At 61.8% G+C, this 19,321-nt stretch carries 15 protein-coding genes; 12 read left to right on the forward strand and 3 right to left on the reverse strand.

Features of this window, described 5'->3' with window-relative positions; translation table 11 throughout:
* The first annotated feature begins 290 nt into the window (after positions 1 to 290).
* On the forward strand, positions 291 to 5,240 hold the full coding sequence (locus AC0IXS_RS10750) for an alpha-2-macroglobulin family protein (RefSeq protein ID WP_471824578.1): 4,950 nt from the start codon (positions 291 to 293) through the stop codon (positions 5,238 to 5,240).
* 53 nt (positions 5,241 to 5,293) lie between these two features.
* On the opposite strand, the gene AC0IXS_RS10755 is transcribed toward AC0IXS_RS10750, so the two are convergent.
* A complete protein-coding gene (locus tag AC0IXS_RS10755) occupies positions 5,294 to 5,587 on the reverse strand; it encodes a hypothetical protein (RefSeq protein WP_004888398.1) in 294 nt (97 codons plus the stop codon).
* A gap of 95 nt (positions 5,588 to 5,682) precedes the next feature.
* On the opposite strand from AC0IXS_RS10755, the gene pbpC reads away from it, so the two are divergent.
* Complete coding sequence (pbpC, locus tag AC0IXS_RS10760; RefSeq protein WP_471824579.1) at positions 5,683 to 8,079, forward strand: peptidoglycan glycosyltransferase PbpC; 2,397 nt, start codon at positions 5,683 to 5,685, stop codon at positions 8,077 to 8,079.
* Positions 8,080 to 8,213: 134 nt separating this feature from the next.
* On the opposite strand, the gene AC0IXS_RS10765 is transcribed toward pbpC, so the two are convergent.
* The gene (locus AC0IXS_RS10765) at positions 8,214 to 8,621 is read right to left on the reverse strand and encodes a response regulator (protein ID WP_025995510.1); all 408 of its coding nucleotides are present in this window, start codon (positions 8,619 to 8,621) and stop codon (positions 8,214 to 8,216) included.
* 84 nt (positions 8,622 to 8,705) lie between these two features.
* Positions 8,706 to 8,897 (reverse strand): Flp family type IVb pilin, encoded by a 192-nt coding sequence (locus tag AC0IXS_RS10770; RefSeq protein ID WP_122416733.1) that lies wholly within the window; start codon positions 8,895 to 8,897, stop codon positions 8,706 to 8,708.
* 362 nt (positions 8,898 to 9,259) lie between these two features.
* On the opposite strand from AC0IXS_RS10770, the gene cpaB reads away from it, so the two are divergent.
* The 10 genes from cpaB to aroQ all read left to right on the forward strand — a co-directional run bounded on the left by cpaB (position 9,260) and on the right by aroQ (position 19,257).
* Complete coding sequence (gene cpaB, locus AC0IXS_RS10775; RefSeq protein WP_320471352.1) at positions 9,260 to 10,219, forward strand: Flp pilus assembly protein CpaB; 960 nt, start codon at positions 9,260 to 9,262, stop codon at positions 10,217 to 10,219.
* A 20-nt stretch (positions 10,220 to 10,239) separates the two neighbouring features.
* Positions 10,240 to 11,499, forward strand: coding sequence for a type II and III secretion system protein family protein (locus AC0IXS_RS10780; RefSeq protein WP_471824581.1), 1,260 nt, complete (start codon positions 10,240 to 10,242; stop codon positions 11,497 to 11,499).
* Entirely contained in the window at positions 11,496 to 12,686 is a 1,191-nt protein-coding gene (locus AC0IXS_RS10785) for a CpaE/TadZ family protein (protein ID WP_057409123.1), read from the forward strand. Before AC0IXS_RS10780 ends, AC0IXS_RS10785 begins: the two co-directional genes overlap by 4 nt.
* Positions 12,686 to 13,942 (forward strand): CpaF family protein, encoded by a 1,257-nt coding sequence (locus AC0IXS_RS10790; protein WP_043305207.1) that lies wholly within the window; start codon positions 12,686 to 12,688, stop codon positions 13,940 to 13,942. Before AC0IXS_RS10785 ends, AC0IXS_RS10790 begins: the two co-directional genes overlap by 1 nt.
* An 18-nt stretch (positions 13,943 to 13,960) precedes the next feature.
* Complete coding sequence (locus tag AC0IXS_RS10795; protein ID WP_471824584.1) at positions 13,961 to 14,845, forward strand: type II secretion system F family protein; 885 nt, start codon at positions 13,961 to 13,963, stop codon at positions 14,843 to 14,845.
* A gap of 2 nt (positions 14,846 to 14,847) precedes the next feature.
* Positions 14,848 to 15,732 (forward strand): type II secretion system F family protein, encoded by an 885-nt coding sequence (locus AC0IXS_RS10800; protein ID WP_137202857.1) that lies wholly within the window; start codon positions 14,848 to 14,850, stop codon positions 15,730 to 15,732.
* A gap of 28 nt (positions 15,733 to 15,760) precedes the next feature.
* A complete protein-coding gene (locus AC0IXS_RS10805) occupies positions 15,761 to 16,489 on the forward strand; it encodes a tetratricopeptide repeat protein (protein WP_057409120.1) in 729 nt (242 codons plus the stop codon).
* Positions 16,486 to 16,779 (forward strand): DUF3613 domain-containing protein, encoded by a 294-nt coding sequence (locus AC0IXS_RS10810; RefSeq protein WP_241088842.1) that lies wholly within the window; start codon positions 16,486 to 16,488, stop codon positions 16,777 to 16,779. The genes AC0IXS_RS10805 and AC0IXS_RS10810 overlap by 4 nt, the downstream gene beginning before the upstream one ends.
* Positions 16,780 to 16,891: 112 nt before the next feature.
* Positions 16,892 to 18,676, forward strand: coding sequence for a protein-disulfide reductase DsbD (locus AC0IXS_RS10815; protein ID WP_471824587.1), 1,785 nt, complete (start codon positions 16,892 to 16,894; stop codon positions 18,674 to 18,676).
* A 128-nt stretch (positions 18,677 to 18,804) separates the two neighbouring features.
* The gene (aroQ, locus tag AC0IXS_RS10820; RefSeq protein ID WP_043305213.1) at positions 18,805 to 19,257 is read left to right on the forward strand and encodes a type II 3-dehydroquinate dehydratase; all 453 of its coding nucleotides are present in this window, start codon (positions 18,805 to 18,807) and stop codon (positions 19,255 to 19,257) included.
* Positions 19,258 to 19,321: the final 64 nt, after the last annotated feature.

The following is a 19,321-nucleotide window of genomic DNA, read 5'->3' on the forward strand; positions in this document are numbered from 1 at the left end:
GCTCGGCTCACTGAATCCTCAATCGGTGCCATTTGTGACGCGGAGCGTCACGGGAGGCATGCCCACGCGGAGCGATGGGCACGATCAGTGTTGAGGCGGACGTGTGCATAACGATGAGCGCTCTGCGTGGTAACGCCGCTCAGGACGCGTCGCGTCCGGTTGCGCCACCTGCGAACAACGTCTCAATACGAAGGTCTATTCGCGCGCTTTGTAATACTTGTAACCTTGACTGCTATATAGTCTCACCCGTTACAGCTCCCCCCTCTCAATTGCCGTCGATGAGTGCCCAAATGTTCAACAAAGGACTGTTTTTGGCTTGCGCGCTTGCGCTGCTGAGCGCCTGTGATTCTTCAACTTCGCAAAAGCCTGCGCCTGCCGCAGCGCCAGCCACCGAAGCGGCGGCAACCGAGGCCAAACCCAAGCCTGCAGTTGATCTTGCCGCGCTGAGCAAGCGCTATGCCGGACGCGAGCTGACGGTCATTGATGTGTCTGAAATCCAGGTAGACGGCGCCAGCACGCTGTCGGTGAGTTTTTCCGTACCGCTGGACCCGGAGCAGAAGTTTGGTGAAAAACTGCATCTGGTGGACAGCAAGAATGGCAAGGTCGATGGCGCATGGGAGCTGTCCGACAACCTGATGGAGCTGCGTCTGCGCCATCTGGAACCGCAACGCAAACTGGTCCTGACCGTCGATGCCGGGCTGCTGGCCGTCAACAAGGCCAAGCTGGCGGCCGAATTCATCAGCCGCCTTGAAACCCGCGACCTGCAACCCAGCGTGGGCTTTGCCAGCCGTGGCAGCCTGTTGCCGACCCGCCTTGCCGAAGGTCTGCCGGTGATCGCGCTGAACGTCGACAAGGTGGATGTCGAGTTCTTCCGCGTCAAAGCCGACTCGATGCCCAACTTCCTCGCTCAGTGGGATGGCGCATCCAGCCTGTCCAGCTACAGCTCCGAAGAGCTGCTGCCGATGGCTGATCTGGTGTACGGCGGCCGCTTCGACCTCAAGCCCGCCCGCAACACCCGCGAAACCCTGCTGCTGCCGATTGCCGGGATCAAGGCCCTGCAACAACCGGGCGTTTATCTGGCGGTGATGCGTGCTTCGGGCACTTACAGTTATTCGCAGCCTGCGACCCTGTTCACCCTCAGCGACATTGGGCTGTCGGTGCACCGTTACAGTAATCGTCTGGACGTGTTCACTCAGGCGCTGGAAGGCGGCAAGGCCATCAGTGACGTCAACGTCGAAGTCTACGATGACGATGGCAAGGTGGTCGCCCAGGGCAAGACCGAAGGCGACGGCCACATGCAACTGCCCTTGCCTGCCAAGGCTGCGGTGGTGCTGGCGCACAAGGATGAACAGACCAGCATGCTGCGCCTGAACAGCTCGGCGCTGGACCTGGCCGAATTCGATATCTCCGGCCCGCAGGCGCACCCGCTGCAATTCTTCATCTTCGGCCCGCGTGATCTGTATCGCCCCGGCGAAACCGTATTGCTCAATGGCCTGCTGCGTGACAACGACGGCAAAAACGTCAAGCCGCAGCCGATTACCGTCGAAGTACGCCGCCCTGACGATCAGGTCAGCCGCAAGTTTGTCTGGGAAGCCGACAAGGACGGCTTCTATCAGTATCAATTGCAGCTTGCCGACGAAGCCCCGACCGGGCGCTGGCAACTGGTGTTCGACCTGGGCGACGGCAAGCCGCAGCTCTATGAGTTCAAGGTTGAAGACTTCCTGCCGGAGCGTCTGGCACTGGAACTCAAAGGCAGCGATGTGCCGGTCGCGCCTGCCGATAATCCAGAGTTCGACATCACTGGCCGCTACCTGTATGGCGCGCCAGCATCGGGCAACACCCTGACCGGTCAGGTGTACGTGCGTCCGTTGCGCGAAGCCGTGCCCAAACTGCCGGGTTACCAGTTCGGTTCGATCACCGAGGAAGACCTCAAGCACGACGTCGATCTGGAACCGGTCACCCTCGACCCCAACGGCCATACAACACTGGCTGTTGAAACCAAATGGTCTGAAGCCAAATCCCCATTGCAACTGATTCTGCAGGCCAGCCTGCAGGAGTCCGGCGGCCGCCCGATCACCCGCCGTCTGGTCCAGCCGATCTGGCCTGCCGAGCAGTTGCCCGGCGTGCGCGCGCTGTTCGGCAAGAGCACCGGCGACGATGAATACGACGAGGACGCCAGCAAGGGCGAAGCGCAGACCGATGGCGACGGCCCGGCCGAATTCGAAATTGTCATGGCAGACGCTGCTGGCAACAAGCTGGCGGCGGACAACGTCAAGGTGCGCCTGATTCGTGAGCGCCGCGATTACTACTGGAACTACTCGACCGATGACGGCTGGAGCTATCACTTCAACGAGAAATTCCTCAACCTGAACGAAGAAACCGTCAGCCTCAAGAAGGACTCCACAGCCAAGATCAGCTTCCCGGTCGAGTGGGGCCCGTACCGCGTCGAGGTGGAAGATCCATCCACCGGCATGGTCAGCAGCATGCGTTTCTGGGCCGGTTACCGCTGGCAGGACAACACCGACGGCGGCGCGGTGAGGCCGGATCAGGTCAAGCTCGCGCTCGACAAACCCGCCTACAACGACGGCGACACCGCCAAAATCACAGTCACGCCGCCTGCCGCAGGCAAGGGTTATCTGCTGGTCGAGTCCAGTGAAGGGCCGTTGTGGTGGAAGGAAATCGACGTGCCGGTCGAAGGCAAGTCGTTCGATATCCCGCTGGATAAGAAGTGGGCACGCCACGACCTGTACGTCACCGCGCTGGTGGTACGTCCCGGCGAGCGAAAGGCCAATGTCACGCCCAAGCGCGCTGTTGGCGTTCTGCACCTGCCGCTGGACCGTTCGCAACGCAAGCTGGCGCTGCACGTCACCGCTCCCGAGAAGATGCGTCCCAAACAGCCGCTCAAACTCAAGGTCGCCGCGAAAAACGCCGATGGCAGCGTGCCGAAACAGGTCCGCGTGCTGGTCTCGGCTGTGGACGTCGGCATCCTCAATATCACCCGCTATGCCACGCCGGATCCGTTCGCCAGTCTGTTCGGACGCAAGGAATACGGTGCCGACCAACTGGACATCTACGGCCAGTTGATCGAAGCCGGTCAGGGTCGTCTGGCCAGCCTTGCCTTTGGTGGTGACGCGCTGGCCAAAGGCGGCAAACGTCCTGACACCAGCGTCACCATCGTGGCCCTGCAAAGCGCGCCAGTGACCCTGAACGACGCCGGAGAAGGCGAAGTCAGCGTGGATATTCCGGACTTCAATGGCGAGTTGCGCATCATGGCGCAGGCCTGGACCGAGGACCGCTATGGCATGGCCGAAGCGAAGACTGTGGTCGCCGCGCCGATCATTGCCGAGCTGTCGACACCGCGCTTCCTGGCCGGTGGCGACCAGACCACGGTAGCGCTGGACGTCTCCAACCTGTCGGGCGCCGCTCAGAAGCTGGACGTGAAGATCAGCGCCGAAGGGCAGTTGAGCATTCCCGGCGGCGACCAGCTGAAACCGCTGCAACTCAAGCAAGGCCAGCGCGTCACCCTGAAAATACCGGTGCTGGCGCAGGGCGGTCTGGGTCAGGGCAAAATCAAGGTGCTGGTGGACGGCCTGAACCTGCCGGGCGAAAACCTGCCTGCATTCACACGCGAATGGACCGTTGGCGTGCGTCCGGCCTACCCGGCGCTGCTCAAGCATTACCGGGCAACGCTGAACGATCAGCCCTGGACCCTGCCGGAAGGCGCGCTGGAAGCCTTTGAACCGGCCGGCCGCGAAGCCATGCTGTCGTTGTCCAGTCGTCCGCCGTTGAACCTGGGCGAACAGATTCGTGCATTGAAAGCCTACCCTTACGGCTGCCTGGAACAGACCGCGAGCGGCCTGTACCCGTCGTTGTATGCCGATGCCGCCACCCTCAAGCGCCTGGGCCTGACCGGCGAACCGGATGCCGAGCGCAAGCGCAAGGTCGAAATCGGTATCGAGCGCCTGCTGGGCATGCAGCGTTACAACGGCAGTTTCGGCCTGTGGGGCTCGGACAGCGAAGAGGAATACTGGTTGACCGCTTACGTCACCGACTTCCTGCTGCGTGCCCGTGATCAAGGCTTTGCCGTGCCGCCGGACTCGCTGAAGAAAGCCAACGAGCGTCTGCTGCGCTACTTGCAGGACGCCGGTCAGATCCAGGTCAACTACAGCCAGAACGCCGAGCACACCCGCTTTGCGGTTCAGGCCTACGCCGGTCTGGTGCTGTCGCGCAGTCAGCAGGCGCCACTGGCGGCCCTGCGCGGTCTGTTCGATCGCCGCAGCGATGCACGCTCAGGTCTGCCGCTGGTGCAACTGGCGGTCGCGCTGGAGAAAATGGGCGACAAGCCGCGTGCCGATCTGGCACTGACGGCAGGTCTGGCAATCAGTCGCAAGAACGAATGGCTGGCCGACTACGGCAGTTCGTTGCGTGATCAGGCGCTGATTCTGGCGCTGCTGGAAGAAAACGACATGGCCAAGGACAAGCGCGATGAACGCTTGTTTACTCTGGCCGATGAAGTCGCCGCCAATCGCTACCTGTCCACACAGGAAAGCAATTCGCTGTTCCTGGCCGGTCGCAACCTGCTGAACAAGCCGGACAAGGACTGGGCGGCAAAACTCACCAGCGGCACTGAACTGCGCGACTTGAGCAACAAGCAGCCAGCCCTGAAGCTCGACGGCCCGCTGCTGGCGTCGCCACTGTCGGTCCACAACGAAGGCAGCGACCCGCTTTATCAGCAACTGACTGTGTCGGGCTACCCGACTCAGGCACCGGTTGCCGGTGGCGAAAACCTTACGATTCGTCGTGAGTACCTGAGCCTGAGCGGCGCGCCGCTGAACGTCGGCGCGCTGAAAACCGGGCAATTGGTGCTGGTGCATCTGGAAATCGGCGCCCGTCAGCGCGTGCCGGATGCGCTGGTCGTGGACTTGCTGCCAGCCGGTCTCGAGCTGGAAAACCAGAACCTGGCGCAAAGTTCGGCCAGTCTGGCAGACGCCAGCGAAGAGGTGAGAACCCTGCGCGAGTCGATGGAGAACGCCGGGATCAAGCATCAGGAATACCGCGGTGACCGCTATGTGGCCGCGCTGGATATCAACGGCGGCACCAGCGTGCACCTGCTGTATCTGGCCCGCGCTGTGACACCGGGCACCTATCGTGTGCCGCCGCCGCAAGTGGAGTCGATGTATCGGCCGAACTGGCAGGCCCTGGGTGATGCGCCTGCGCAGATGGTTGTGAAGGGTAAGTGATCTGCCTTACGTGCCCGCTTGCACAGGGGCACGTCGCAAGGTGAGGGGCTGAATCAATGAATGATCCAGCTCAGCAGCCAAAGACCCAGTGCCAGCCAGATGATCCCGAGGATGATCGACGCACGCATGAAGGCACGGACGGCGGAGTACAGCAGCATCAGCCCGATGACCAGCGCCACAATGCTGATCAGCGAGGTGTCCATGCCCAATGTGCGGGACAATCCGTCGACAAAGTTGCCGCCCGCGTGGGTGAAACCGTTGAACAGCCACGCCAGACCGTCGACGAAGAAGCGGATGACCGCGCCGATCGCCTGCCCGAGCCACTCAAAAAAGCCTTCTACCTGCATATGTCCATCCTGATTGGGGCCATGAATAAAATGATCTGTGCGCTTTGGCTGTCGCCAGGCGTGTCAGGTTCCGTGGATCATAAAGGCTCTTTGCGTTGAAACCTGAATTTCTTGTGCGTCTCATGACAGTTCTCCAGCCTGCACCGGGCTCGCTGCGCACGTCGCGCCTCTACAAATGCGTGCGCTGGACGCTTTGCGCCTTGCTGCTGTTGGTCGCCCTGCTCTGGCTGGCGGACCGCATCTGGCCCCTGCCGCTGCCCAAGGATGATCTGGCCCGCGTGGTGCTGGCCGAAGACGGCACGCCCTTGTGGCGCTTTGCCGATGCCAATGGCGTGTGGCGCTACCCGATCAGCAACGATCAGGTGTCGCCGTATTACCTGGAAGCGCTGCTGACCTACGAGGATCGCTGGTTCTACAGCCATCCCGGCGTGAACCCGCTGGCGCTGGTGCGCGCCACCTGGCAGAACGTCAGCGGTGCGCGTGTGGTGTCGGGCGGCAGCACGCTGTCGATGCAGGTTGCACGCCTGCTCGATCCGCATTCACGCACGCTGTTCGGCAAGCTGCGCCAGTTGTGGCGCACGGCACAGCTGGAATGGCACCTGTCGAAAGACCAGATCCTCGGTATCTACCTCAACCGCGCGCCGTTTGGCGGCACGCTGCAAGGCGTGGCGGCTGCAAGCTGGGCGTATCTGGGCAAGTCGCCGCACAACCTGACCCGCGCTGAAGCGGCGCTGCTGGCGGTACTGCCCCAGGCACCCAGCCGCCTGCGTCCGGATCGTCACCCGCAACGGGCTCAGGTCGCACGGGACAAGGTGCTCCGGCGCCTGGCCGAATTTCAGGTCTGGCCACAGGGCAGTGTGAACGAAGCGCTGGAGGAACCGTTGTGGCTGGCACCGCGTCAGGAACCGAGCCTTGCTCCGCTTTTGGCCCGACGCCTGAACCGTCCGAACAGCCCGCCGCTGATTCGCACCACGCTGGACGCCAGCCTGCAACGACGCATGGAAGACCTGCTGCTGGGCTGGCGGGCGCGTCTGCCGGAGCGCACGTCTGCGGCCATTCTGGTGGTCGAGGCCGAAACCATGGCGGTACGCGCCTACGTTGGTTCGGTGGATATCAATGACGCCAAACGTTTTGGCCATGTGGACATGGTCACCGCGCTGCGCTCGCCGGGGTCGACACTCAAACCGTTCCTGTATGGCATGGCGATGGATGCCGGGCTGATCCATTCCGAATCACTGATGCAGGACGTGCCGCGCCGGTATGGCGATTACCGGCCGGGCAATTTTTCGACCGGATTTGGCGGCCCGGTCGCGGCCAGTTCCGCGCTGTCGATGTCGCTCAATCTGCCTGCTGTGCAGTTGCTGGAAGTCTACGGACCGAAACGCTTTGCCGCCGAACTGCGCAACGGCGGAGTGCCGCTGACCCTGCCGCCGCTGGCGGAGCCGAATCTGGCGCTGATTCTGGGGGGCGCGGGCAGTCGACTAGAGGATCTGGTGAGCGGTTACAGCGCTTTCGCTCGCGGCGGACGCAGTGCAGACGTGCGCCTGCAGCCGCAGGACCGTTTGCGCGAGCGACGCATGATGTCGCCCGGCGCGGCATGGATCATTCGGCGGATTCTCAGCGGCCAGTCGCGCCCGGACATCGACCCTCGCGCCGAACTGGTGCAGCGCCCGCAACTGGCCTGGAAGACCGGCACCAGCTATGGCTTCCGTGACGCCTGGGCCATTGGCGTGGGGCCGCGCTTTCTGGTCGGTGTGTGGATCGGCAGGCCGGACGGTACACCCGTGCCGGGACAGTTCGGGCTGGCTTCGGCAGCGCCACTGATGCTGCAAGTGCACGATGTACTGGTCAATCGCGACAGCCAGCGCGGCATCGCTGCGCCTGTTCAGCCAGTGCCGATGAACGTCGGCGTGGCTGCCATCTGCTGGCCGCTGGGCCAGCCGATGAGCAAGAGCGATCCGAACTGTCGCCGCCAGCGTTTTGCCTGGACCCTGGACGGCACCACGCCGCCCACGCTGCAAGCGGCCGACCAGCCGCTCGGGCTGGGGTTACAGGAAAGAATCTGGATCAACGCCAAGGGACTGCGCGTGGCCGCCAGTTGCCCGGATGCTCAGCCGCAAGACATCGCGCTGTGGCCCGCACCGCTTGAACCCTGGTTGCCCCGAGCCGAGCGCCGCGAAGCGCGCCTGCCTGCTGCCGACCCGGGCTGCCCGCCACAAAACCTCAATCTTGCGCCGCCACTGAGCATCGTCGGCGTGCGCGAAGGCGACAACCTGCGCCTGCCCGCCGCCAGCCGTCAGGCCTTGCGCCTCAAGCTCTCGGCACTGGGCGGCAGCGGTCGCCGCTGGTGGTTCATCGATGGCGCACAAGTAGCGGACACTGAAAACCAGCAGGACTTCACCCCGACCCTGAACAGACTGGGGCGCTATCAACTGAGCGTGCTCGACGAAAGCGGCCAGACGGCCCGGGTGGAATTCAGCGTGGTGGATTGAGGGCCTGTGATCGTTACCACACTCCAGCGTGGTAACGCCTCTCAGGACGCTCCGCGTCCGCTCTTGAATGCGATGCAGAACTTCACTGGATACGTGTTCACGCGGAACATGGGCACGATCAGGCAGGCAAGGACTCACTGAACCTGAAAGATCTTCGGCTCGGGAAAGAGGTTGTTCAAGGTTTCCAGCAGGCGGACGTGGTAGATGGGTTTGCGGAACAGGTCCAGCACCTGCAGGCGCAGCATGTCGCTCACGTCGTCCATGTCGGCATGGCCGGAGGTGACGATCACCGGTAAGTGCTGACGCGAGGTGTGTTCCCTCAGGTGTTTGATCAACTGCAGGCCGCTTTCCTCGGGCATGCGCAGATCGGTAATCACCAACGCGATGTCCGGGTGAAGGGTCAATTGCTGTAAGGCCATCTTTACCGAAGAAGCCGTGAAGCAGCAGAACCCCTCACCTTCGAGCAATTCTGCCAATTCTTCATTGGCGTCTTCTTCATCATCGACCAGAAGCAGCTGTTGGCGGGTAGGCTGGACGGCCATGGGGGATACCTTTGAGCGTGGGTCAATGCGAGCAGGATATCCAGATTTCCCGACTTGAAAAAGAGCCCTTCAGACAATAACCGTTTAAGTCAGAGCGGTCTGAATTCGAGTAAACAGCGCTGCGACCCTGCTACTGATCTCCGGCACAAACGCAACCAGCGCAACCGCGACCATCGCTGCCAGCAGTGCGTACTCGATACCTGACGCCGCCTCCCTGTCCTTGATAAATGAACTGACCCGGGTGTGACACTCAACATAAAGCGCGGTAAGGAACATCTTATTTCTCCTTGCGCCCTGAATGGCGCGACATGCATACACATGTGAAACCGTCTGCACCTACAGCATTGTCTCCATTCCCCAAACCCACAATCGTAATAAAGCATTAGTCGAAAAGTGATAATCGACGTCACACGCGACTTGCTGAAAGATCCCGCCTGCCCAACCGGGCCTTCTCCTTCACGTACCCCGCCAAAGCGCGCAATCCGACAAAAGTACGGGCACTTTGATAGGCCGTCGAATGGCGTTTTGAAGGCGTTGGGCTACCTTCATAGAACGAAATGGATGCGTTCATCCTTGCCCGCTTGCGCAGTTCACGCATGGGTTCGAGGTTGTCGTGCGATGACAAAGGGAAAGTTGCCATGAGCAGTCGTATCACCATGGTGCTCGCCGTGCTGTTTTTGCTGGGCGCGATCATCGCCGGGTATCTGGGAATCATCGTCAGTCGCCAGCCTGAAGCCGCGCCGCCCGTCGCTGCTCCGCAGGCGTCTGCAGAGTCTGTTGCAGTGCCAGCCGCTCCGGTGACCGCTCCGATGGAAGACACCTTGCGCCAGAACGTCGTTGTGCTGGCGCGAGATGTTCCGGCCTACACGCCGATCACGGCAGATGACCTGACGGTGGAGCGCCTCAAGGTCGCGCCGGTCGGCAGCTTCGACTCCATCGAGGCTGCCGTCGGTCGCATGAGCTGGCGCGCGCTGAACGCAGGAGCCTGGCTGAACCAAAGCAGCTTCGACGTCGGTGGCACGCTGGCCCGCATGATTCGCCCGCAGGAACGTGCGCTGGCCCTCTCGGTGGATGAAGTCACTGGCGCGGCCGGGCAGTTGAGTCCTGGTGACTACGTGGATGTACTGCTGTTTCTGCCGACCGACGCCGACAACCCTCGTCGCTCCAGTCAGGTGGCGGTCCCCGCGCTGCGGGTCCTGAGTGTGGGCGAATTGCTCGGACCGGGTCTTGACGGCAAGCCGGTCGATGCCATCAGCGCCAGTGACCGCATCAAACAGGAAGAGCGCCGCGCCACCGCTCGCACTGTGGTGGTGGCCGTACCTCAGGCCTTGCTCGCCCGACTGATGCTTGCCACCCAGAGCGGTACGTTGCGTCTGGCCGTGCGCAGCGCGTCAGAGGGCAATCTGCAGGATTACTGGGCCAGCGAGAGCGCAACCCACGCAGTGGCTGAGCGTCTGGATTCAGCCAATCGCCAGATGGTCAGTTTCAGCCAGTTGAGCCTGAGCCCGGCAGCGGCCCCCATTCAAACCGGTGCACCTCGTACAAAGCATGAAGTCGAGGTCATACGCGGTAACCAGATCACGCAACAAACTCCCTGATCGAGCAAGGATTGCCATTGATGAGCTGTTGTTCCCTGTCCGCTACAAAACGCAGATTGCTGGCGTTGCTGTTGACTGCCTTATCGGCCCAATCGGCCCAATCGGCTTGGTCAGCGTCTGAAAAGTGCGCCGGGCTCGCGGCGCTGCCCGCCGTGGTGGAAGTCAGCCAGGGCGTGCAGCAGAACGTCCAGTCGCCGGTAGCGATCACGCGGATTGCCGTGGGCGATCCGAAAATCGCCGATGTGCATGTGAGCAGCAATGACGGTTTTCTGCTCACCGGCGTTGCCCCCGGCACGACCAGTCTGATGGTCTGGACGGCCTGCTCCAAAGCCCCGCGCCAGAGCATGGTGTTCGTGCGCGGCCGGGCGACCGCTTCGATGGTAGACGTACAGCCCCTGCCCTCTGCTGAAGCGCAATTGCCCAGCCAGGTCCAGACCGATATCCGCTTCATCGAAGTGAGCCGTCGCAAACTCAAGGAAGCCAGCACCTCGATCTTCGGCAAGGGCTCGAACAACTTCCTGTTCGGCGCGCCCGGCACCGTGCCTGGCGTGAACGTCACACCGGGAACCGTCAGCGGGACACGGCCGAGCATTCCGCTGAACAACGACACCTTCAATATCGTCTGGGGCGGTGGCAGCAGCAAGGTGCTGGGCATGATCAACGCCATGGAGAACAGCGGCTTCGCTTATACGCTGGCGCGCCCGAGTCTGGTGGCGCTCAACGGACAAAGCGCGAGCTTTCTGGCCGGCGGCGAGTTTCCCGTGCCGGTGCCCAATGGCGAAGGCAACGGCATTTCCATCGAGTACAAGGAGTTCGGCGTACGCCTGACCCTGACGCCGACTGTGGTGGGCCGCGACCGAATCCTGCTCAAGGTCGCTCCGGAGGTCAGCGAACTGGACTTTTCCGCAGGCATCACCATCGCAGGCACCACCGTTCCGGCCCTGAACATCCGGCGTACCGACACCAGCATCTCGCTGGCCGACGGCGAAAGCTTTGTGATCAGCGGGCTGATCAGCTCCAGCAACGTCTCGTCGGTGGACAAGTTTCCCGGCCTCGGCGACATCCCGATTCTGGGCGCGTTCTTTCGCAGCTCACAGATCCAGCGCGATGAGCGCGAACTGCTGATGATCGTCACCCCGCACCTCGTCCAGCCCCTGGCCGCCAACGCGCAGCTGCCGTCGCTGCCCGGCGAAAGCCTGCGCAACTACGATCCCGGCTTTCTGCGCATGTACTTTCTGGAAAACGGCGACTTCGATCGTCAGGGCGGTTTGTCCCAATGAGTCAGAGCCTGAGCCAGACGTTTCTGGCAATCACCCGCAACACCACGGACCTTGAGTGGCTGCAAGGCGCGCTGGGCTCGCTGGGCCAAGTGGTCAGCGCGGGCACCGGAAGCCTGGATGACCTGTTGGCACTGGTGGATGTCACCTTCGCCAGCGTGGTGTTCGTGGGCCTGGACCGGGAACATCTGGTGAACCAGAGCGCGCTGATCGAGGGCGCACTGGAAGCCAAACCGATGCTGGCGATTGTTGCGCTGGGCGATGGCATGGATAACCAGTTGGTGCTCAACGCGATGCGGGCCGGGGCACGGGATTTCGTGGCCTACGGTTCACGCTCCAGCGAAGTGGCGGGGCTGGTCCGGCGTCTGAGCAAACGCCTGCCTGCCGTAGCGCCCAGCCTCAACATGAGCGGGCTGTCGATGCTGTATGGTGCCCAAAGCGATGGCGACGGCGCCTTGATCGCCTCGCATCTGGCCATGACGGTACAGAAAGCCGGACAGCGAACCCTGCTGTTGGACCTGGGTCTGCCGCGCGGTGACAGCCTGGCCATGCTGGGCCTGGAATCATCGTTCAGCTTTGGCGATGCCCTGCGCCATTTGCGCAGGCTCGATGCAACGCTGATCGACAGCGCCTTCACGACCCACCAAAGCGGCCTGCGAATCCTCGCCTACACCGAAGCCGACGACCACCTTGAACAATCCAGCGCCGCGGAGCTGTACATGCTGCTCAGCGCCCTGCGCCAGCACTTTCAGCACGTGATCGTGAATCTGGTCGGTCAGCCGGACAGTGAGGCGTTGCGCACGCTGGTCAGTCACTGCGACCAGCTGCTCTGGTACACAGACCAGAGCGTGCTGGGCTGTCGACGCAATCTGAACGTGCTCAACCTGTGGCGCGAAAAAGGCATGAAGCTGCAACACGCAGGCCTGCTGGTCGATCGCTACCTGCGTTCGGTGGCGCCCAATTCGGACACCATCGGCAAGACCTTCGGCCTGCCGATACGCGCCGTGCTGCCCTACGCCCCGGAATTGCGCCTCAACGCCAAGAATCAGGGAGTGACGCTGTTCGAGCTGGCCTCGCGGGATTCGCTGTGTTCCGGGTTACGCAGACTGGGCGAGCACCTGGCAAGCAACTCCGAAGCCGACGACAAACCCGGACAAGGCTGGCTGGCCCGGCTATGGGGGAACAGGTAATGCCGGAAAAACTGTTTGGCGTCTCTTCGCGCTCGCAAAACAACGCCGATGACGGACAGGGCCTGAAACTGGTGCTGCACCGCTACATCATTGACGGCATCGAAGAAAGCGGCAAAAACCTGCTGGAAGGTTCAAGGCCGGTGCTGGCGCAGTTTGTCATCGACAAGGTTGCCGAGTACGTCGCACGCCTGCGACTGGCCATTTCACGCTACGAAATGGAGCGTCTGGCAGAAGAACTGGTCGACGAACTGACCGGTTTCGGCCCGCTGGAAGTCCTGCTGCGCGACGACTCGATAACAGAAATCCTCGTCAACGGACCGAGCAAGGTCTTTGTCGAGCGTGACGGTGTGCTGCATCACACCGACCTGCGTTTCATCGACTCGCATCACGTCGAGCGCGTCATGCAACGCATTCTTGCGCCGTTGGGGCGCCGACTCGACGAATCGTCCCCAATGGTCGATGCACGACTTCCCGATGGCAGCCGCGTCAACGCGATCATCCCGCCCATTGCTTTGGACGGACCTTGCCTGTCGATCCGGAAGTTTCGTCGCGAAATGTTCAAGAGCGCCGATCTGGTGGCAATGCAGACCATCGACCAGCCGATCTTCGACTTCTTTGCCGAAGCCGTGGGCAAGCGCTGCAACATACTGGTCAGCGGCGGCACCGGCACCGGCAAGACCACTATGCTCAACGTACTCAGCCAGCTGGTCGACACGCACCAGCGTCTGGTGACCATCGAAGACGTGGCCGAACTTCAGCTCAATCACCCGCACGTCGTGCGCCTGGAAACCCGGCCGCCCAACGCCGAAGGCCACGGTGAAGTCCGCGCCAGCGACCTGATCCGCAACTCGCTGCGGATGCGCCCGGACCGCATCATTCTCGGCGAGATCCGCGGCGTCGAGGTGCTGGACGTACTGACTGCCATGAACACCGGCCACGATGGTTCGATGAGCACGGTACACGCCAACAATGCCCAGGATGCCCTGCTGCGTCTGGAAACGCTGGTCGGTCTGACCGGGCGGCAGATTCCGGAAAAGACCCTCAGGCAGATGATCTGCGCGGCGCTGGACGTGATCATTCAACTGACGCGCCTGCCCGACGGACGCCGGGCAGTCAGTGAAGTGGTGGAAGTCGTGGGCATCCGCGACGACATCTATGTCACCAACACCCTGTTCCGTCTGGATCGCCGCACCGGGTTCGGGTTTCAGCGCGAAGCGATGCATGCCGCCGGCGAAAAGCTGCGACCCGGATACTGAGGCGAAGGAGGCCCTGACATGAGCGCATCACTGTGGCTGGCAATCATCGCCGCGCTGTTGCTCTGCGCTTCGGCCTGGCTGTTTCTGACGGCGTTGAGTCGGGCCGACAGCGAGCGGGTCATGGAGCGCCTGATCGCAGGCCAGGTACAGCCCATCGTCGAAAGACCAGGCTGGGCCTATCTGGACCGGGCTTTCCTGCGCGCAGGTCTCGGCCACCCGACCGAGCGTTTTCGGCTACTGCTGATGACGTGGGCGGCCATGATCCTGATCGGCTATGCCATGTTCGGCTGGTTTGGCGCCGCGACCGGTCTGATAGGCATGCCATTGATGCTGCGGCTGTTCGTTTCATGGCGCTATCACAAAAGGGTGCGACGCATGGTCGAGCAGTTGCCGCAGTTGCTCGATCACACGGTTCGCAGCCTCAAGTCCGGCAGAACGCTGGCGGACGCCGTTCTGCATGGCATAGAAGCCGCCGACCAACCGCTGCGCGACGGCATGAGCCGCATCGAACGTAACGTGCAACTGGGCGTCGGCCTGCCGGATGCTGCACGGGACTTCGCCGAACTGTATGAACGTGACGAGTTTCACCTGTTTGCACTGGGCCTGCGCGTCAACCATCGCTACGGCGGCAACGCCAGCGAGCTGATGGAAAATCTGATCAGGTTGATTCGCGAGCGGGAACAGGCCAGTCGTCAATTGCGCGCCATGACCGGCGAGACACGCATGACCTCCGTTGTGCTGGCGCTGCTGCCAGTGGGTATGGCGGGCTACTTTCTAGCGGTGAACCCGACTTATCTGATCCACATGTGGAACGACAGCGGCGGCCGGATCATGCTGATGGCAGCCTTTATCCTGCAGGCAGTGGGTTGCCTGGCCCTGTGGCGCATGTTGCGGAGTATCTGAAGATGGCCATCGCACTGTGCGCAATGATGCTGGTGGCTGCCGCTCTGCTGGTGCTGTCCAGCATCGCCCGCCAGCGTCGCAGTGAACGACTGGTGACTCAGCGTCTGAAGGGCCAGGCCGTGCGCGAAAGCCGCATCGGCAGTTGGCTGCGCCTGTTGGGTGACACGCGCCTGGGCCAGCGCACTGTCAGCCTGGACAGCGAAACGCAATTGCTGCTCAACCGGGTCGGCTGGCGGCGGGCCAGCAAGCGCTCTTTGTATGCAGCGTGCCAGATCGGCGTGCCGTTCGGGCTGATTACGGTGGTGGTGCTGGCTCAGATGCTGTTCTTCAAAGAGGTTTCACAGCCGCTGGTGGCGCCCATATTCGCGCTGTGCATCGGCTACCTGCTGCCCAAAAGGGTTCTGGCCGCCTACGCCAGGGCGCGTCAGAAACAGGTCGTCGTCGAGATATCCACCTTCATCCCGTTGCTGCGCATTCTGTTCGAATCCGGCATGGCGGTTGAGCAGGCGCTGCGAGTGCTCAGCAGTGAAGGCAAGGACCTGCTGCCGGTCCTGTCGGAAGAAATCCGAGTCATTCTTACCCGGGTCGACTCCGGTCTGGAGCTGGGTGAAGAGCTGCGCAAGGCTTCGATCCTGATGGATGTGGATGAATTCAGCGACACCTGCGTGATTCTCAACCAGTTGATCCATCAGGGCGGCGGTGCGTTGAAATCGCTGCTGACCCTCAAGCAATTGATCGATGATCGCCGTCTGACACGCCTGCAGGAGTACATCTCCAAGCTGTCGGCGAAGATGTCGGTGGTCATGATGCTGTTTCTGTTTCCCGCGCTGCTGATCGTGCTGGCAGGCCCCAGTTTTGTCGCCCTGAGCCGTGCTCTGGGCGGTTGAGGTTCAGGTTGTTCAAGGAAGAGACGCAATGAAGGCAATCATCACGTTACTCGGATTATTGATGCTGACCGGCTGCGCCAGCGACGGCAGCGCCCTCTGGATGCAGTCATCCACTCAGGCACAGAGCTGCCCCAAACTGACATCGGATCAGGAACTGGCCCTGAATCTGGCCCAGAACATGGCGGACGAAGGTCGCTTGCACGCCAGCCTCGCCCATCTGGAAGAACTGCCGGACAACCTGGGCGAAGTGCGCCTGCGCAAGGCCCGAGTGTTGCGGCTGCTGGGCAGCAACGAGGCTGAGCCGCTGTATCGCAGCCTGCTCGGCACCTGTCGCGCGGCTCAGGGCGAACATGGTCTGGGGCAACTGGCCGCCGCACGGGGTGACAATGCCCAGGCTCAACAGCATTTGCTCAGGGCCAGCAAACTGGAGCCGACCGATGAAAAAATCCGCAATGACCTGGGTGTGGTCTATCTGAATCAGTTGAAGCTTGAACAGGCGCGCTTTCAGTTTCTGACGGCCATGGAACTCAAGCAGTCCGATCCGCTGGCAGCGGTGAATCTGGTCACGCTGCTGATTTGTCAGGACAACTGGAAGCAGGCAGCCGAACTGGCATCACGGGCCAACCTGACGCCCGAGCAGATCACCGACGCGACCGCGCGCGCTGAAAAGCTCAAGGTCACGGCCGCTCAGCCTGCGGCCCTGAAGACACCGATCACCGCCAGGCTTGATCAGCCAGGCCAAGGAGCACGACCATGACCCGTACAACCCGGACGTTCTGCATCATGTGCGCTGCCGCAATCGTTTTTTCATCTGGCGCTCGGGCCATTGATGGCGGCACCTCGTCAAACAGTCCGCCAGCGAGCCAGAGCCAGACCGAAACCTGGCTGAATGTGCAGGCCAAGGGCTCTGCCGCTTCTGCGATACCTCAGACCAGCACCTCTGTCGAGCGTGACCTGAGCCTGCAACGATGGCTTGACACCTATAAGCATGAGATACCGGCGTACTACGACCAGAAAGCCGGTGGCAGCGTTTCTTCCGGCAAGTAGGATCGGCCCTTCGGAGTCCTCCTGAAACTGGCTCTTACAATCGTTGCCGCAGCACGCAGCGAAGCACTCCGTTATCATGCGCCAACTTCGAGCTCCGAGATTCTGGACTGCCATGCGCCGCTTGCTATGCCTGATGCTGTTGATCCTGACCTTGCCCGCTTTCGGCGCAAGCCTGCTGGACGATCGTCCCGCCCCGACGCTGGGTGGCGCAGCCCTCGATAACAGCAAGCAATTCCTGCCCGTTCGTCAGGCCTTTCAACTGAGCCTGATTGAAACCACACCGCAATCGATCAAGCTGCGTTTCGTCGCCACCGAAGGCTACTACCTGTATCGCCATCGCTTTCAGTTCCGCACCGAACCCGCCGACATTGGCCTGGGCGAAGCGCAACTGCCCAAAGGCGAGCAGAAACACGACGAGTACTTCGGCGATGTCGAGGTCTACCACGGCATTCTGGACATCGATCTGCCGCGCAAGCCCGGCGAAGATCGACCTTTTACCCTTGCAGTCACTTATCAGGGCTGTGCCGACAAGGGCTTGTGCTATCCGCCCGAGACCGAACGGCTGGACATCGGTGATGTGAAGGCCAGTCAGTCTGCTTCCACGTCAGCGTCCGTTGCAAAAACACCGTGGAGCTGGAAAGAGCTGGCACTGTTTTTCCTGGCAGGCGTGGGCCTGACGTTCACGCCCTGCGTGTTGCCGATGCTGCCGATTCTGTCCGGCGTGGTACTGCGCGGACAGGTCGGTGGTCTGCGTGGTTTGAGCCTGTCACTGGCTTACGTGCTGCCGATGGCGATCTGTTTTGCATTGCTCGGTGCGCTGATGGGCATGTTCGGCGCAGGTCTCAATCTGCAGGCACGCCTGCAATCGGCCTGGGTACTGGTGCCCTTCTCGGCCTTCTTCGTCATTTTCGCCATTGCCATGTTCGGCCTCTTCGAACTGCGCCTGCCACAGGGCCTGAGCAATCGGCTTGATCGCATTGCGGGCAAGACCGAAGGTGGCTCGCTGTGGGGCGCTGCGGTGTTGGGCGTGGTTTCCAGTCTGCTGGTATCGCCCTGCGTTTCAGCACCTCTGGCGGGCGCGCTGCTGTATATCAGTGCCAGCGGCGATGCGCTGGGTGGGGCCTTGAAACTCTTCGCTCTGGGCCTGGGCATGGGCGCCCCGCTGCTGCTGGTGGCTACCGGTGGCGCAGCCTGGCTGCCGAAAAGCGGGCCTTGGCTGGTCACGGTAAAAAAAGCCATCGGCGTGCTGCTGCTGGCATTGGCCATCGGCTTGCTCAGTCGCGTACTGCCCGGCCAGATCACCCTGTTGCTGGTCGGTTTGTTGAGCGCTGGTGTCGCACTGTTCATGGGTACGCTGCAACTGACCGACAAAACGCCTCGCCAAAAGCTCGCCCAACTCATCGGCCTGCTGCTATTGGTCTACGCTCTGGCATGCTGGTACGGCGCATTGACCGGCCAGACCGACCCCACACGCCCGTTGGGCCGCGCGCAGGCGACGGCCAGCAGCGGTGCGGTAGCGTTGGCAACCAACCCATGGCAAACCATCACCACCCCCGCAGAACTGGACCGCGTGCTCGATGAAGCAAAGCGCGACGGGAAACCCCTGATGCTGGACTGGTACGCCGACTGGTGTATCAGCTGCAAGGTCATCGAACATGAAGTGCTGCCCGATCCAGGCGTTGTTGCAGGACTTTCGGGCTATCGACTGGTGAAGTTCGACATGACGGACAGCAACGCCGAGCAACGCGCACTGCTGGATCGCTACAAGCTGTTCGGCCCGCCAGCGTTGCTGTTTTTCAGCAAAAGCGGCGAAGAACTGCAAAACGTTCGGGTCGTCGGCGAAATCGACGCTGCGGGGCTGATCGAGCGTCTGAATGGAGCAAATGACCAAATCTAGCGCCTGAGTCACAAACTTTGCGCGAATATCGCTCATCGTGCTGGCTACTGTTGTTAACTGGACAGTCCATTGCCCTTCCGGCATAGTCGCCGGGCGTAAACGCTCGCAGACAATAAAAGGACTACACAATGGCGACCATTCTGGTTCTTCACGGACCTAACCTGAATCTGCTGGGCACTCGGGAACCGGGTGTCTACGGCACCGTCACCCTGCCTCAGATCAATCAGGACCTGGAACAGCGCGCCCGCGACGCGGGCCACCATCTGATGTACCTGCAAAGCAACGCCGAATACGAACTGATCGACCGAATTCACGCCGCTCGCGACGAAGGTGTGGACTTTATTTTGATCAATCCGGCCGCTTTTACGCATACAAGTGTGGCAATACGTGACGCGCTGATGGGAGTGAGCATCCCATTCATCGAAGTGCATTTGTCAAACGTGCACAAACGCGAACCTTTCCGCCATCACTCCTACTTTTCAGATGTCGCTGTAGGAGTGATCTGCGGCCTTGGCGCCAGCGGTTACCGACTGGCCCTGGAGGCCGCCCTGGAACAATTGGCCGCTGGTTCCAGGCCATGAATGGTGCAGCCAGACGCTGACCTCATGGCTTGAACCGGCTGCCGAACTGACTTACAGACCCCTT

This window comes from Pseudomonas sp. AC016, assembly GCF_979253365.1.